This window comes from Nocardia sp. NPDC003693 (genome assembly GCF_053981095.1).
Genome location: NZ_JBSFNO010000053.1, coordinates 39045 through 53754, shown reverse-complemented (window position 1 = coordinate 53754; position 14710 = coordinate 39045). Strand labels below are relative to the sequence as shown.

At 69.6% G+C, this 14710-nt stretch carries 15 protein-coding genes; 8 read left to right on the top strand and 7 right to left on the bottom strand.

Annotated features, from left to right (window positions below):
* Positions 1-318 (top strand): enoyl-CoA hydratase/isomerase family protein (locus ACWDOP_RS35765; RefSeq protein ID WP_456348600.1); only part of this gene is annotated, 318 nt, incomplete at its 5' end.
* Positions 319-367: 49 nt separating this feature from the next.
* Here the strand turns inward: ACWDOP_RS35765 and ACWDOP_RS35760 are convergent.
* Positions 368-1186, bottom strand: a complete 819-nt coding sequence (locus tag ACWDOP_RS35760; RefSeq protein ID WP_456348599.1) for an alpha/beta fold hydrolase — start codon at positions 1184-1186, stop codon at positions 368-370.
* A gap of 140 nt (positions 1187-1326) precedes the next feature.
* Here ACWDOP_RS35760 and ACWDOP_RS35755 point away from each other — a divergent pair, with 140 nt between their 5' ends.
* Positions 1327-2319: an acrylyl-CoA reductase family protein gene (locus ACWDOP_RS35755; RefSeq protein ID WP_456348598.1), complete on the top strand. Its 993-nt coding sequence runs from the start codon at positions 1327-1329 to the stop codon at positions 2317-2319.
* A 5-nt stretch (positions 2320-2324) separates the two neighbouring features.
* On the opposite strand, the gene ACWDOP_RS35750 is transcribed toward ACWDOP_RS35755, so the two are convergent.
* The 4 genes from ACWDOP_RS35750 to ACWDOP_RS35735 all read right to left on the bottom strand — a co-directional run bounded on the left by ACWDOP_RS35750 (position 2325) and on the right by ACWDOP_RS35735 (position 6749).
* Positions 2325-3023, bottom strand: coding sequence for an endonuclease/exonuclease/phosphatase family protein (locus ACWDOP_RS35750; RefSeq protein ID WP_456348597.1), 699 nt, complete (start codon positions 3021-3023; stop codon positions 2325-2327).
* A 194-nt stretch (positions 3024-3217) separates the two neighbouring features.
* A complete protein-coding gene (lon, locus tag ACWDOP_RS35745) occupies positions 3218-5680 on the bottom strand; it encodes an endopeptidase La (RefSeq protein ID WP_456348596.1) in 2463 nt (820 codons plus the stop codon).
* 171 nt (positions 5681-5851) lie between these two features.
* Positions 5852-6304, bottom strand: a complete 453-nt coding sequence (locus ACWDOP_RS35740; RefSeq protein WP_456348595.1) for an iron chaperone — start codon at positions 6302-6304, stop codon at positions 5852-5854.
* 88 nt (positions 6305-6392) lie between these two features.
* Positions 6393-6749: a VOC family protein gene (locus ACWDOP_RS35735; RefSeq protein WP_454200868.1), complete on the bottom strand. Its 357-nt coding sequence runs from the start codon at positions 6747-6749 to the stop codon at positions 6393-6395.
* A 225-nt stretch (positions 6750-6974) separates the two neighbouring features.
* On the opposite strand from ACWDOP_RS35735, the gene ACWDOP_RS35730 reads away from it, so the two are divergent.
* The 3 genes from ACWDOP_RS35730 (at position 6975) to ACWDOP_RS35720 (ending at position 9373) form a co-directional block, all read left to right on the top strand.
* The gene (locus ACWDOP_RS35730) at positions 6975-7820 is read left to right on the top strand and encodes an alpha/beta fold hydrolase (RefSeq protein WP_456348594.1); all 846 of its coding nucleotides are present in this window, start codon (positions 6975-6977) and stop codon (positions 7818-7820) included.
* Entirely contained in the window at positions 7820-8404 is a 585-nt protein-coding gene (locus ACWDOP_RS35725) for a TetR/AcrR family transcriptional regulator (protein ID WP_456348593.1), read from the top strand. Before ACWDOP_RS35730 ends, ACWDOP_RS35725 begins: the two co-directional genes overlap by 1 nt.
* A gap of 111 nt (positions 8405-8515) precedes the next feature.
* Positions 8516-9373, top strand: coding sequence for an alpha/beta fold hydrolase (locus ACWDOP_RS35720; RefSeq protein ID WP_456348592.1), 858 nt, complete (start codon positions 8516-8518; stop codon positions 9371-9373).
* 80 nt (positions 9374-9453) lie between these two features.
* On the opposite strand, the gene ACWDOP_RS35715 is transcribed toward ACWDOP_RS35720, so the two are convergent.
* Positions 9454-10158 carry a sporulation protein gene (locus ACWDOP_RS35715; protein WP_456348591.1) on the bottom strand — a complete coding sequence of 235 codons (705 nt, stop codon included), beginning with the start codon at positions 10156-10158 and terminating at the stop codon, positions 9454-9456.
* Between the two features lie 133 nt (positions 10159-10291).
* Between ACWDOP_RS35715 and ACWDOP_RS35710 the strand changes: the two genes are divergently transcribed.
* Together ACWDOP_RS35710 and ACWDOP_RS35705 are read left to right on the top strand one after the other, a co-directional pair.
* On the top strand, positions 10292-11299 hold the full coding sequence (locus tag ACWDOP_RS35710; protein ID WP_456348604.1) for a zinc-binding dehydrogenase: 1008 nt from the start codon (positions 10292-10294) through the stop codon (positions 11297-11299).
* A gap of 166 nt (positions 11300-11465) precedes the next feature.
* Positions 11466-11825, top strand: coding sequence for a hypothetical protein (locus ACWDOP_RS35705; protein WP_456348590.1), 360 nt, complete (start codon positions 11466-11468; stop codon positions 11823-11825).
* Positions 11826-12008: 183 nt separating this feature from the next.
* Here the strand turns inward: ACWDOP_RS35705 and ACWDOP_RS35700 are convergent, their stop codons facing one another.
* Entirely contained in the window at positions 12009-13079 is a 1071-nt protein-coding gene (locus ACWDOP_RS35700; protein ID WP_456348589.1) for a metallophosphoesterase, read from the bottom strand.
* A gap of 269 nt (positions 13080-13348) precedes the next feature.
* On the opposite strand from ACWDOP_RS35700, the gene ACWDOP_RS35695 reads away from it, so the two are divergent.
* Entirely contained in the window at positions 13349-14704 is a 1356-nt protein-coding gene (locus ACWDOP_RS35695) for a hypothetical protein (protein WP_454200858.1), read from the top strand.
* Positions 14705-14710 lie beyond the last annotated feature (6 nt).

The window sequence follows — 14710 nt, the reverse complement described above, 5'->3', positions numbered from 1 at the left end:
GGCCTGCGCCGCACCCAGGACCTCATGCTCACCAACCGCGTGCTCACCGCCGCCGAGGCACTCGAGTGGGGATTGCTGCATCGGGTGGTGGCGGACGCCGAGCTCGCCGCGACCGTCGACGAGCTCGCCGAGCAGTTCGCCGCCGGGCCCAAGGGCTCCAACGCGCACGTCAAGAAGCTGCTGCTGGTGTCGGGGCAGCACACGCTCGAGGAGCAGCTGGCCACCGAGGCCACGTTCATCACGAATTCCGCCGAATCGGCCGACGGTGCGGAAGGCATCGCCGCGTTCGTCGGCAAGCGGGCGCCGAAGTTCGCCTGAGCCGGAGCCGGGATACGGGGCGCGGCGACTGTCCGGCGCGCCCCGCCGCTCACCCTTTCATGAAGGCCAGGATCTCCGCGTTCACCTCGGCGGCGTGCGTGATGTACAGGCCGTGACCGGCGTCGGGGTACTCCTTCAGCACCGCGTGCGGGGCGAGCAGCACCGCCTGCCTGCTGCTGATCTCGATCGGGATCGACTGATCGGCCCAGCCGTGCAGCAGCAGGACCGGCAGGGTCAGCGCCTCCACGTCGGGGCGGTGATCGGAGGTGAACAGCTGACGCTGCACCTCGACCGAGGCGTACGGGGAGGCCGAGAGGCAGCGGCTCATCTCCAGGTCCATCACCGCCTGACTCGTGCCGGGCCGCAGGTGGGTGGCGAAATAGCCCTGCGCGCGATCGGCGAACCACTGCGGGCGGTCGGTGCGGAGCTGGTGCAGGGAGGCTTCGAGCAGTTCACGCGGGGCGCCCACCGGGTTGTCCGGGGTCTGGCACAGGTAGGGAATCGCGGGCGCGAGTAGGGCCAGGCGCACCGCGCGGTCCCGGCCGTGCCGGGCCAGATAGCGCACCGCCTCCGCGCCGCCCGCCGAATGCGCGACGAGCGTGAAGTCGCGCAGGTCCAGGTGCTCGACGAGACGGGCCAGGTCGTCGGCGCGGGTGTCCACGTCGTAGCCGGTGCTCGGGCGTTCGGAGCGGCCGTGACCGCGCCGGTCCGGCAGGATGCAGCGGTAGCCCCGGTCCAGGAAGAAGTGCAGCTGGTACTCCCACATCTCCGAGTTCAGGGACCAGCCCGCCACGAAGAGAATCGGGTTCCCGGTGCCGTAGTCCTCGTAAGCGAGGGTGGTGCCGTCGGTGCTCTGGTAGGTCGGCATATCGGCTGCGCTCCTTTGCTTTTCGCGGGTTGGGACAACGGTCCCGCAGCGGGTGAGCGAAAGCGATTACCCGCGGGGTAATGCCGCCTCGCCGACGCCGGACCCTGTTGTGGCGGGGAGCCGGGTCCTATGCTCGGAGCATGGAATTCCAGGCGATGGTGGCACACAAATCGGACAGCGGGATCACGCTCGATCGCGGGGTGGTCACCGAGGATTTCCTGCCCGCGGGCGACGTGACGATCAAGGTGCATTTCTCCAGCGCCAACTACAAGGACGCCCTGGCCATCACCCCCGGCGGCGGCGTGGTGCGCGACTACCCGATCGTGCCGGGCATCGACATCACCGGTGAGGTGTTCCGCTCGGACAGCCCCGACTTCGCCGTCGGTGATCCGGTGGTGGCGCACGGGTACGGCATCGGCGTCACCGAGCACGGCGGCTTCGCCGAATACGCCCGGGTGCCCGCCGAGTGGGTGGTCAAGCTCGACGGGCTGACCCCGCGCGAGGCCGCCGCCATCGGCACCGCCGGGTACACCGCGGCCCTGAGCGTGCAATCGCTGCTCGACCACGGGCTCACCCCCGCCTCGGGTCCGGTCCTGGTCACCGGCGCGACCGGCGGCGTCGGCAGCATCGCGGTGGACATCCTGTCCACGCTGGGGTTCGAGGTCATCGCCTCCACCGGCAAGCTCGGCACCACCGAACTACTCACCACGCTCGGCGCGTCCGAGGTGATCGGGCGGCTCCCCGCCGAGGGCGAGAAGGTCCGGCCGCTGGGCAAATCGCTGTGGGCCGGCGCGGTCGACAGCGTCGGCGGCACCTCGCTCGCGCACATCCTCTCGACCACGAAATACGGTGGGGCGGTGGCGGTCAGCGGTCTCACCGGCGGCACCGACCTGCCCACCACGGTCATGCCCTTCATCCTGCGCGGGGTGTCCCTGCTCGGCATCGACTCGGTGCACCATCCCATCGCCGCGCGCCGCGAACTCTGGTCCCGGCTCGCGAAAGAGCTGAATCCGCAGAGCCTTTCGCTGCTGGAGAACTACGCGCCGGTGACCGAGGCCGGCGCCGTGCTGCACGCCGTCCTCGAGGGCACCCACTCCGGCCGCACCGTACTGGGCGTGGCCGGGGAGTTCTGAGCCCGTCAGTCGATGACGGCGTGGACCAGGTTGTGGTCCGACACCCCCGCCACATCGACCACGGCGGCCGCGCGCACGGCGCGGCCGCGCGCGATGACGTGATCGATGAACTGGGATTTCGAACTCGCGGTGCGTGGCCGGGTCGCGGCGGAGCCGGGCGCGAAACTCGCGAAGGCGAATTCGGGCCCCAGCGCGGTAGCCACGGTGATGCTGTCGGCGTTGAAATCGCCGAGCAGGACCGCGGGCTCGCACCCGGCCAGCTCGGCGAGCCGGGCGAATTGGACGTCTCGGCGACCGTCTCCGGTGACATGGGTGGCGATCACGAGCACACCGTCCACCTCGACGGCGAGAGCGCCGTTGCCTGGGTCGCTGACGAACGGCTCGGCGGACACCTCCCGGCTCGGCCCGTCCACCATGAGCACCAGCGCTTCGGTACCGTCGGCCAACTGCGAGGCAACCCGCTTGGGCCTGGGAATCCGCGGGTACCGCAGCGTGTGAAAACCCCTGTCCGGCATAACCCTTCGCAGTTCCGCCAGCTGGTCGCCGCTGACCTCCTGGAGCGCGATCACCTTTTCCGATCGGTCGGCCAACAGTGCCCCGACGGCGGAGATGCGCTCGCGCTCGTCCGGCCACTTCTCGGCAATCTCGCTGTCCCAGTTGTCAGCGTGTACACGGTGCAGAACGTTCCAGGTGGCAACAGTCATCACAACCAGTCACCGTACGAGAAATGAACGGCCCGTGCAGGTTTCGTTTCATGTGAAACATACACGGGCCGTTCGGGTTGCCAGTTGTTTACTCCCCCGGGCTCATCGGCGGGATGTGCGACCGAGGCCGGACACGGCACGGCGGCCGTGCGGGTGGGGAACACACGCGCACGGCCGCCGTGGGTGAGCGCCGGTCAGGCGGTGGCGCTCAGGGTGCGGCCATCGAGCGCCGGTTCGATGACCGGTTCGATGGCGTAGGCCAGGATGTCGGCCACGTCGGCGACGGGGCGCACATCCAGGGCGGCCAGGACCTCGGCGGGGACCTCGTCGAGATCGGGCTCGTTGCGGGCGGGGATGAAGACGGTCTTCAGGCCCGCGCGCTGGGCGGCGAGGAGTTTCTGCTTCACGCCGCCGATCGGCAGGACGCGCCCGTTCAGGGTGACCTCGCCGGTCATGCCCACATCCGCGCGGACCTGACGGCCCAGGGCGAGCGAGACCAGGGCGGTGACCATGGTGACGCCGGCCGAGGGACCGTCCTTGGGGACGGCGCCCGCGGGGAAGTGGATGTGGATGTTGCGATCCAGGACCTTCGGCTCGATCCCGATCTCCTCCAGGTGCGAGCGGACGTAGGTCAGCGCGATCTGCGCGGATTCCTTCATCACGTCACCCAGTTGACCGGTCAGGGTCAGCGAGCGCTCGCCCTCGGCGGCGTTGGCCTCGATGTAGAGGACGTCGCCGCCGGCGCCGGTCACTGCCAGACCCGTCGCGACACCGGGCACCGCGGTGCGTTCCACCCCGTCGGGGGTGAAGCGCGGACGGCCCAGGTAGTCCTTCAGGTCGCCGACGCCGATCACCAGGCGATCCGCCGCCGACACCGGAACCCCGGCGTCGTAGCCCAGCTCCGCGTCGTAACCCAGTGCGGCGGAATCGCTTCCGGTGTCCGGCACGAACTCGCCGGCGGCGACGATGCTCCCCGCGGCGGGGTCCGCCGACTCCGACAGCCTGGTCGCCGCCTTGCGCAGGGCCTTGGCGATGAGCCTTTCCAACTGCCGCACACCGGCTTCGCGGGTGTAGTTCGCCGCCACCTCGCGCAGGGCCTCGTCGGTGAACTCGACCTCGTCGGCGGTGAGCGCGTTGCGCTCGAGCTGCCGCGGGATCAGGAAGTCACGGGCGATGGCGACCTTGTCGTCCTCGGTGTAACCGTCGACGGTGATGAGCTCCATGCGGTCCAGCAGCGGGCCGGGGATGGTGTCCATGACATTCGCGGTCGCGATGAACAGCACGTCGGACAGGTCCAGATCCAGATCCAGGTAGTGATCGCGGAAGGTGTGGTTCTGCGCGGGGTCCAGGACCTCGAGCAGCGCCGCCGCCGGATCACCGCGGAAATCGGAGCCGACCTTGTCGATCTCGTCCAGCAGGACGACGGGATTCATCGAACCCGCCTCCTTCATGGCCCGCACGATGCGACCGGGCAGCGCGCCGACGTAGGTGCGCCGGTGGCCGCGGATCTCGGCCTCGTCGCGCACGCCGCCCAGGGCGACGCGAACGAACTTGCGCCCCAGCGACCGTGCCACGGACTCACCCAGCGAGGTCTTGCCCACGCCGGGCGGGCCGACCAGCACCAGCACCGCGCCGGAACCGCGACCGCCGACGACCTCCAGGCCGCGGGCGGCGCGACGAGCGCGCACCGCCAAGTACTCGACCATGCGGTCCTTGACCTCGTCCAGGCCGTGGTGATCGGCGTCCAGCACCGCGCGCGCGGCCGAGACATCGGTGCTGTCCTCGGTTTTCACGCCGAACGGCAGCTCCAGGACGGTGTCCAGCCAGGTGCGGATCCAGCCCGATTCCGGACTCTGATCGCTCGCCCGCTCCAGCCGCCCGACCTCGCGCAGCGCGGCCTCGCGAATGTCCTCGGGCAGGTCGGCGTTCTCGATCCGAGTGCGGTAATCCTCCGCGCCGTCCGGCTCGTCCTCGCCGAGCTCCTTGCGAATCGCGTTGAGCTGCTGGCGCAGCAGGAACTCGCGCTGGGACTTCTCGACCCCGTCGCGCACTTCCTCGCTGATCTTCTCGTTGACCTCGGTCTCGGCGATGTGCTGCTTGGTCCACTCGGTCAGCTTGGTCAAACGGGTTGCCACATCGAGGGTTTCGAGCAGCTCACGCTTCTGGTCGTGGCTCAGGTACGACGCCCAGCCCGCCGCGTCGGCGATGGCCGACGGATCGGAGAGCTGATTGACCGCGTCGATGACCTGCCAGGCCTCACGGCGCTGGAGCACCGCGACGACCAGCTTCTTGTACTCGGCGGCCAGATCCCGGGTGCGGCCGTCGGCGGGCGGGGTCTCGACCAGCTCGGCCTCGACCCACAGGGCCGCGCCGGGTCCGGTCACGCCGTGGCCGATCTTCACCCGGCCCTCGGCCTTGAGGACCGCGGCGGGCGCGCCCCCGCGCATGCGGCCGACCTGCTCGATGGTGGCGACCACGCCGTATCCGGCGTAGCCCTGATCCAGTCGCGGCGCTACCAACACCTGGTTGACCTTGCCGGCCTGGGCGGCGTCGATGGCGGCCTGCGCGGACTCGTCGAGCTCGATCGGGACGATCATGCCGGGCAGCACGATCGGATCGGTCAGGAACAGGACCGGGAGGTTCTGGGTGTTGGTCACGACTTCTACCTCTTCCAAGATTGAGCGTCTCCTACTCAACTCAGGTTGAGCGTTACCCAGTCAACCTCGACCCCCGCCCGGTAATTCCGCGACCTTGTTCGCCCCCGGCGAACGCCCGGGCCACCGGGTGGTGATCCGGGCGAAACAGCAGGCCGGGAGGTATTTCGCGGATTACTGGGCCGCACGGGCGACGAGCGCGCCGAGGAACGCCTCGTCGGCCGGGGTCAGGTCGGTGAGGGCGAAGGAGGTCGCCCACATCGCGGCCTCGTCGAGGTTCGCCTTGTCCTCGAAGCCGAAGGTGGCGTAGCGGGACTTGAACTTCTCGGCGCTCTTGAAGAAGCAGAGCACCTTGCCGTCCTTGGCGTAGGAGGGCATGCCGTACCAGAGCTTGGGCATCAGGTGCGGGGCGTTCGCGGTGACGATGGCGTGCACGCGTTCGGCCAGGGCGCGATCGGAGTCGTTCATCTCGGCGATCTTGGCGAGCACGTCGGCGGTGCCGTCCGCCTTGGAGGACTTGCCGCCGCGGCGGGCCTCGGTCTTCAGTTCGGCAGCATGGGCCTTCATGGCGGCGCGCTCGGCGGCGGAGAAGCCGACGGTGGTCTTGGTGGCGGTATCGGTGGTCATTTCGGGTTCCTCCGGATGTGCGGTGTTTCGGGTGCCGTGGTCGGCGAGAATGATTCGGGGACAGCGAGATTCGAAGAACCGCGGCGGTTCAGCGATCCTGGAGCAGGCCCAGGATGTTGCCGTCGGCGTCGCGCACCTCGGCGACGCGGCGACCGTTGCCGGTGTCGCGCAGGGACTGCCGGGCGGTCGCGCCGGCCGGGCCCAGTTCGGCGAGTTTGGCCTCGATGTCGGGCACCTCCCAGTAGATGACCGGGACGGTGTTGCCCTGCGGGCCGCCGTCCGGCACCAGGCCGATGTGGTGGCCGTCGACCGTGAAGCCGACGTAGTAGGTGCCCTCGATCTCGGGCTCCACCCCGAGCAGGGCGGTGTACAGCGCCTTGGCCGCGGTGAGATCGGAGACGGGGTACAGCACCGTCTTGATGCCCTTGGCTGGGGTGGCGGTCATAGTCTCCGGCTCCTGTTCGTGCTGGTTGGTATGGCTATAACGGTATTTCCGGGCGGTCGGCGCGACATCCGTGCTGACCACGGAAGGCACCACGGAAAGTCCACGGGCTCGGCCGTACGGCGAATCGGGGTGGCCGCTCGGAAGTCAGGGGTTGACGAGTTTGGCTAAAGCTATTAGCTTTATGGCTATCGAACTTAGCTTCACTTCTTCGAGAAGAGGGACACCATGACCGAGTACCTGGACATCGACGGCGGCCGGATCGCGTACGACGTGATCGGTGACGGTCCGCTGGTGGTGCTCTCGCACGGCATCGGCGACCGGCGTCAAGCCTTCCGGCACCTCGCACCCCTGATCGCGGCGGCGGGCTACCGGGTGGTCAGCGCCGACATGCGCGGCCACGGCGAATCCAGCCTGAACTGGCCGTCCGAAACCGGGAAGGACGCCATCAGCCGCACCGACGTGGCCCGGGACCTGCTGGCCCTCATCGCGAAACTGGGCGGACCGGCCGTCATCGTCGGGCATTCGCTCTCCGGCGGCGCGGCGACCATCGCCGCCGCCGAAGGGCCGGAACTGGTGCGGGCCATCGTGGAGATCAACCCGTTCACCCTGGTGCAGAAGTTCGACCTCGGCGCGCTCGTCAAGACCCCGCGGTACCGCCGGGGCATGGTGCCGCTCATGTCGACCCTCGTCTTCAAGAGCCTGGGGCAGTGGGCGAAGTACCTGGATGTGTCGTACCCGACCAAGCCCGCCGACCACGACGCCGAGCTCGCCGCCCTCTTCGCCACCCTGCGCGAACCGGGCCGGATGGCGGAATTCATGAAGACCGGCAAATCCACCCCCGCCGACGCGCAGGCCCAGCTCGGCAACGTCACCCGGCCCGCGCTCGTCGTCATGGGCACCGCCGACCCGGACTTCCCGAACCCCGAGGCCGAGGGCCGCGCCGTCATCGCCGCCATGCCCGCCGGACTGGGCAGCCTCGGACTGGTCGAGGGCGCGGGCCACTACCCGCACGCCGAAATGCCCGAGCGCACCGCCGAACTGATCCTGCCGTTCCTCGAGGCGCACGCCTGATGCCGCGGGCCGGACTGAACAGAGCCGAGGTCATCGCCGCCGGTGCGGCGCTGGCCGACGAGGTGGGCTTCGCGAACCTGGCGCTGAGCCCGCTGGCGCAGCGGCTCGGCGTGCGGACGCCCTCGCTCTACAAGCACGTCGAGAGCCTGGCCGACCTGCAGCACGGCATCGCGGTGCTCGCGCTGACCGAACTCGACGCGCGTATTCGCGATGCCATGCACGGACATTCGGGCAGCGCCGCGCTCGCCGCCTTCGCCGACGGGTTCCGGGGCTACATCGTCGAGCACCCGGGCCGGTACGCGGCGACCGTCGGCGTCGAGCCGGCGGGGCCGGACGATCCACTGGGACAGCCGAGTTCACGACTGCTGGAATCCATGGCGGCGGTGCTGCGCGGCTATTCCATCCCCGAGGACGACACGATCCACGCGATGCGGACCCTGCGCAGCACCTTTCACGGGTTCGCCACCCTGCAGTCCGGGGGCGGATTCCAGTGGGACGGGGAGCCGGACGCCAGCTTCGCCTGGATGGTTCGGTTCCTCGACCGGGGTCTGTTGCAGCTGGGCGAGACTTCCACCGGGGCCTGACGGGCCGCCGCACAACGCGATCCGGCACCGAAACCCGGGAAATGCCCGGCGGCGCGCACCGCGCGGCGCACGATGGGTGCGAGACCATCGGCAACGAGGCCCTGGAGCGTCATGAACGAGTTCGAATTCGACGGCACCCGTATCGCGTATCTCCGGCAGGGGGACGACGGCCCGCCGGTGCTCATGCTGCACAACGCCGGTTCCTCACACCTGATCTGGATGCCGCAGCTCACCGCGCTGGCCCGGAACCATCGGGTGTACGCGCTGGACCTGCCCGGCTACGGATCCTCGGACCGGCCCGCGGCCGGCTACACCCTCGAGCGCTACACCGAACTGGTGCGGGAGTTCGTGATTCGGCACGAGCTCACCGGCATCGGCCTGGTCGGCAACTGTCTCGGCGCGGCCATCAGCCTCACCCTGGCCCGCCGCGAACCCGGGCTCGTGCGCGCGGTGGTGGCGATCAACCCGCTCACCGAGAACACCGCCATGCGCGGCGATCTCGGCCTCGCGGCCCGCGCCACCCGCGCCCTGCCGGAGTTCGGCGCCCGGGTGCTCGGCGGCTGGCACACCCCGGAATGGTTCGCGCGCACCACGATTCGCACCTGGTTCAGCAGCGGCCGCGCCTACCGCGAGTGCCCGTACGTCACTCCCCTGGCCGCCGGTTTCCCCGCCCGCGCTCTGGTGGGCCTGGTCCGCGACCTGGGTTCCTTCGCCGCCCTGGACGACTGGCCCGATCGCGACGCGCTGCCCCCGGTCTGCACGATCTGGGGCACCGAGAACCGGATCCTGTCCGCCGCCGCCGGCCGGACCGTGAACGCCGCCCTGCGCCCCGAACGCGCCGAATGGCTGGACGGCTGCGGGCATGTCGCGATGCTCGAACGGGCGCCGGAGGTTACGGCGATCGTCGGCGAGTTCTTCGCCGAGCACCTGTCTCCCGCGGTTCCGGCGCCGGTGGCGGCCGAAAGCTGAACGGGTTCAGCCGGATACGGGCCGACCGGGCGCGTGAAGGACCGCCGTACCCACCGACCGTCGGCGGATTCGGCGATGGGTCAGAGTGACGGGGGCGGGGGCAGACGCGGGGACGGGCGGCGGGTGAACCACTCCCCCAGGCGGTCGGTCCAGGGCTCGGCCGCCGCCTGTTCGTGGGTGAGCTCGATGGAGTCCACGGTCGGGCCGCCGAGTTCGTACCAGCTCACCGCCAGGGTGTTTTCGGTAGTGGCGAGCGCCAAGCGGGGGGCCGGGGCGGGTCGGCCGGGTATACCGGACAGCTCGAAAACCTGGCCGCCGTCGAACAGCTGGCTCGTCTTCGGCTCCGCGCCCAGGGCGACGGCGGCGTTCAGGACGGCAAGCTGGGCGGGGAGCGGCACCACGCGCAGGGGGCGGGTGTGCCCGAGCGCGGGCGCACCCGCGCGCTCGGCGATCACGCGGATGTCCATCGACAGGGGGTGGATCGGTTTGCCGCGCGATTCGGTCAGGGCCGTGTCCCACGGGATCCGGATGCGGAAGGGGATCAGGACCGAGCCCGAGTCCCGGACCCGGGTATCGGTCGCCACCGTCTCGTCGAGATAGATCCGGTGCCGGGCGGAGCCGAGGTCGTCGTCCCAGTCGGTGGGGTTCCGGCAGTTCACCTGGATCCGGGTGCGCGACACCGTCATCGGGTCCGAGCCACCGGTCAGGCGCACCTGGCCGCCGAGTCGCCGCCCGGGCTGCACCCGCAGGGCGTCCACCGTGAATTCCACGCCGCCGTCGACCATCGCACCGACCTCCCGTCCGGTCCCCGCCGGGACCCCACCACCGAACCACAGCCCGGGCGATCACCCGAACCCGGCACGCGATCGGCCTAGCATGGCGGTCGGAGTGCCCGAACCGATCTGCCACGAGGAGTCGATGACCATGCTCGCCGCGCGTCTACACCTGGGACCGAACCGCCGGTTGGAACTCGACGAGGTGCCGATCCCCGAACCGGGCCCCGATCACGTGCTGATCAAGGTGGAGGCGGCCGGGGTGTGCCTGTCGGACGTGCACCTCATCGACGGCACCCTGACCCCGCTGTTCCTGAAGGGCGACGTCGTCACCCTCGGGCACGAGGTCGCGGGCACCGTGCACGCCCTGGGGCCGGGCGTCACCGGACCCGAGATCGGCGACCGAGTCCTGTTGCAGGCCGGGGAGATGCGCGGCCAGGCCACCTTCACCCGCGGCGTCGACTACGACGGCGGCTGGGCCGAATACACCCTGGCCCGGGTCGACACGCTGGTGCCGATTCCCGACGAGCTGCCCTTCGAGCAGGCGTGCTTCATCCCCGACGCGGTCTCCACCCCCTGGGCGGCCATCACCGCGACCGCCGAGATCAAAGCCGGTGAGCCGGTGGGCGTCTGGGGCGTCGGCGGCCTCGGCGCACACGGCGTGCAGCTCCTGCGCCTGGTCGGCGCCGCGCCGATCATCGCGGTGGACCCGCTGCCCGCCGCCCGCGAACGCGCCCTGGAGTTCGGCGCCGACCTGGCCTTCGACCCCGCCGACCCCGACCTGCGCGCCAAGATCTTCGCCGCGACCGGCACCGGCCTGGCCGCGGCCTTCGACTTCGCCGGCGTCGCCGCGGTCCGCGAACAGGCCGTGGTGTGCCTTGGCCCCCAAGGCCGCCTGGTCCTGGTCGGCCTGACCGACAAGCCGATCACGGTGTCCGGCGGGACCGCCTTCAGCTTCTTCCAGCAGCAGCTGCGCGGGCATTACGGGTCGGGGCCCGAGCATGTGACTCAGCTGGTGAAGTTGCAGGGGTTGCAGCGGGTCGACTTCTCGCGGTCGGTGAGTGCAGTGGTGCCTTTAGCGGACGCCGCCAAGGCAGTCCACGCGCTGGAAGCCAAGGAGGGCAACCCGATTCGGATCGTGTTGAAGCCCTGATTCGAGAGCGGGACGCTTGATCGCTGCTTTCCCGGATGTGCCCGCGTCAGACTGTTCGGTGGACAGGGACGCGGCCGGAACCGGGACTGCGGCGGCCTCGTTCAGAGGACATCTCGACAATGCCCGCTACCTGCGACAAGCTGCAGTCCGACACGAGGGGGAAGTGTTGTCCGACAACGCATACGGCACCGGCGCTCTGTTGCGCTACCGAGTATGGATTCTGGTCGAAGGCCCGGACGGGGAGGGGGCGATCACGTTCAACGCCTACGGCCCCGCCCTGCCCCGGGTCGGGGAGCGCCTGAACTTCAACGGCAAGTTCGGCGACGAGCTCAGCGTCGTGGTCACCGAGATCGACCACACCTGGTTCCGCGCGGGCGAGAGCACCAGGGACCTCGGCGTCACCGTCGCCGCCGAGCTCACCGCACCACGGAACCAGACGTTGGCGGTGCGCCTGATGGACGATATCGAGGCCACGGCCGAGTGGGTCGGTCAGTTCGCGCACCTGGAAGCGATGGACTGGTCCTAGCGGACTCCCTCGGTGCGGCCCCGACGAGCTGATCGTGTCCGTCAGCCCTGATCAAGTCCGAGCGATGGCACGAGTTGGCAAAGGGCGCGGCAGGAGTACTCACTGCGTGATCGATTGGAGTCCACGTGTATCTACCCCGCTCCCGCAGCCGAAGTGGTTGCGGGAGCGGGGACTTGGGGACGTTCAGGCCAGGCGGCGTTGGAAAGCGTTGACCGGCTGACCGGTCGAGGGATCCACCGTGTAGACGGCGAGGTCGGCGGTCGACGGGGTCAGGTCCAGGACCATGAAGCCCAGATCTGTGAAATTCTCGTACAGGGCCGGGGTCGTGGCGCCCTTCGCGTGGGAACCCGAATTGGTTTTGGCGGCGGCGCCGGAGACCAATTGGCGGGTGCCCTTCGTCGCGGGGGTCGGCTCCAGGACCTGGAGGCAGTGGTCGTGGCCGGAGAGGACGTAGTTCGCGCGGCCCAGGACGTGCGTTTCGAAGAACGTCTTCACGTGGTTGCCGTTGATCGGCTCGATCGTCAGGCCCTCGTAGGCGCCGGCGTTGCCGTGGCTGCCGTTGCTCAGATACGGGTGGTGGGTGCAGACGATCTTCCACTGGGCGGTGGACTCGTCGAGGGCGCGATCCAGCCAGGCTGCCTGCTCGGTCATGAACTGGCCGTCGGCGGCCCAGAAGGGGGCGAACAGGGGCGGCAGGTACGCCGCGATCGGGTTCAGGTCGAGCACGAAGAACTCGACCACCGGGCGACCGGGCGGGCCGACCGGGACCGAGTAGTAGCGGGCGGGCATCCACCAGCGCGGGGACCGGGCGTGATAGGCCACCTCGTGATCGCCGCGCAGCAGCCAGCCGCCGTCGCCGGGGATGATCGAGGAGTTGTCGTGGTTGCCCTGCACCATGATCCAGGGGAAATCGAGGCCGTGATTGGGGTCCTCGAACTTGGCGGCGAACTGCGCGTCGTCACTGGCCCACGGACCCGACTCGTACACGTTGTCGCCGAGGCCGAGTGCCAGCGCGAACGGATTCTCCGCGTGCAGCGCGCGGATCGCGTCGGCGACCGCCCACTGCGGCCGGGCCCCGGTGCCCGCGTCGCCGGTGATCAGCACGCGCAGGTCGGCGCCGCCGGGGAAGGGGAACTTCGTCACGGCCGGCGCGGGTGCGGGCTCGGCCCAGGCGGGCCCGGCCGCGGCGGCCAGGGTCGCGACACTCGCGGCGGTGGCGGCGCCGGTCAGAAAGCCACGGCGGTCGACGGTCATCGGGATCTCCCTCACCCTTTCCTTCTGGTCGATTGACCAGTATTCCCGGTCCGCGCGCCCGCCGCGCGGTATGCCGATATTTCGCCCCACCCTATCCACCGGAAGCCACATGTTTGCCGGACCCCGGAGCACGCGCCGGACCCGGCCGCGCGGACACGTTCGCCGAGGCCATGGACCTTTTGACACCATCCGCCGCCGGTGAGAGTGTTGACCGACGCTTGTCTCGAGTGGCAGGCGTCTCGGGCATCGAACGCGCAGGGGGACGCAGCATGACGACACTGGCCTCGGGCGTCTTCATCAATTGGGAAGAGCTGACCGGCCAGTCCAAACTCGTCGTGGATCTGATCAGCTTCCCGCTCTTCAGCGCCATCGCCGGCTGGCTCACCAACTGGACCGGCGTGCTGATGCTGTTCTGGCCGGTCTACTTTCGCGGATTCCGCATCCCCGGCCTCGAACTGCTCTACCCCTACTTCCCGCGCCGGGTCCAGGTGCTGCCCACCTTCTCCGGCGACGGCAAACGCCTGGGCTTCCAGGGCTTCATCCCCGCCCGCGCCGAGAAGATGGCGAGCATCTGCGTGGACGTGGCCATCATGCGAATCGGCAGTCCCCGGGACTTCATTCGCGAACTCGACCTGGACGGCATCGCCGACTACATCGCCGAGGTCGGGCGCAAGCAGGTGCCGTCCCTGGTCAACGAGGTGATGCTGCGGGAAAACCCGGACATCTGGAACGCGGTGCCGCGCGCGGTCCGCAACGTGCTGTACCAGCGCATCGAGCGCGAACTGCCCACGCTGGCCCGCACCGCCTTCGAACAGCTCGGCGACAATGTCGATCAGCTCATCGACATCAAGGCCTTCGTCATCCGGTACCTGCGCCAGAACCCGCACATCCTGAAGGACCTCACCACCACCGTCGCCGCGCCCGAACTCAAGTTCATGGTGCGCATCGGCCTGCTGGGCGCGCCGTTCGGCCTGCTGCTCGCGCTGTACATGCATGTGCACCAGAGCATTCCGGTCATCGGCTGGATCCCGGGCTGGGCCGTCATCCTCACCGCGGCCGCGGCCATCGGCGTCGCGGTCAACGTCATCGCCATCAAGATGATGTTCGAACCCGGCGATCCACAGCCGCGCTACAAATACCTGTGGAAGCAGGCGCTGCTGGCCAAGCGGCAGCCCGAGGCCGCCGCCGACCTCGCGCACATCCTGGCCTACCAGGTGCTGACCCTGCCCAACCTGGCCGAGGAACTGCTGGACGGGCCCAACGGCGACAAGACCCGCCAGCTGCTCGAACGGCTCATCTCCGCCGAGATCCATCGCCAGCTCGGGCCGACCCACACCTTCGTGCGCGCCGCCTTCGGGGCGCGGCAGTTCGACAATCTCAAGGTCGGCGCGGCCGGCGCCGCGGCGGGCCTGGCCCCCAGCCTCACCGAGGATCCGGAATTCGCCGCCGCCCAGGCCAAGAAGATCGACGAATTCGCCGCGCGCAAACTGCAGCTGCTCACCCCCGGCGAGTTCATGGAGATGTTCTACGCCTCGGTGGAGCAGGACGCGTGGCTGCTCTACCTGCACGGCGCGGTGCTCGGACTCGCCGTCGGCGGGGTGCACCTGGCGCTGTTCGGCTGGTAGCCAGAA

What these genes read in the sequence shown, in the direction of transcription:
- ACWDOP_RS35760 (WP_456348599.1), bottom strand. Translation starts at nt 1,186, where the DNA reads ATGCCGACCTACCAGAGCACCGACGGCACCACCCTCGCTTACGAGGAC.
- ACWDOP_RS35755 (WP_456348598.1), top strand. Translation starts at nt 1,327, where the DNA reads ATGGAATTCCAGGCGATGGTGGCACACAAATCGGACAGCGGGATCACG.
- ACWDOP_RS35750 (WP_456348597.1), bottom strand. Translation starts at nt 3,023, where the DNA reads ATGACTGTTGCCACCTGGAACGTTCTGCACCGTGTACACGCTGACAAC.
- ACWDOP_RS35740 (WP_456348595.1), bottom strand. Translation starts at nt 6,304, where the DNA reads ATGACCACCGATACCGCCACCAAGACCACCGTCGGCTTCTCCGCCGCC.
- ACWDOP_RS35735 (WP_454200868.1), bottom strand. Translation starts at nt 6,749, where the DNA reads ATGACCGCCACCCCAGCCAAGGGCATCAAGACGGTGCTGTACCCCGTC.
- ACWDOP_RS35730 (WP_456348594.1), top strand. Translation starts at nt 6,975, where the DNA reads ATGACCGAGTACCTGGACATCGACGGCGGCCGGATCGCGTACGACGTG.
- ACWDOP_RS35725 (WP_456348593.1), top strand. Translation starts at nt 7,820, where the DNA reads ATGCCGCGGGCCGGACTGAACAGAGCCGAGGTCATCGCCGCCGGTGCG.
- ACWDOP_RS35720 (WP_456348592.1), top strand. Translation starts at nt 8,516, where the DNA reads ATGAACGAGTTCGAATTCGACGGCACCCGTATCGCGTATCTCCGGCAG.
- ACWDOP_RS35715 (WP_456348591.1), bottom strand. Translation starts at nt 10,158, where the DNA reads ATGGTCGACGGCGGCGTGGAATTCACGGTGGACGCCCTGCGGGTGCAG.
- ACWDOP_RS35710 (WP_456348604.1), top strand. Translation starts at nt 10,292, where the DNA reads ATGACCATGCTCGCCGCGCGTCTACACCTGGGACCGAACCGCCGGTTG.
- ACWDOP_RS35700 (WP_456348589.1), bottom strand. Translation starts at nt 13,079, where the DNA reads ATGACCGTCGACCGCCGTGGCTTTCTGACCGGCGCCGCCACCGCCGCG.
- ACWDOP_RS35695 (WP_454200858.1), top strand. Translation starts at nt 13,349, where the DNA reads ATGACGACACTGGCCTCGGGCGTCTTCATCAATTGGGAAGAGCTGACC.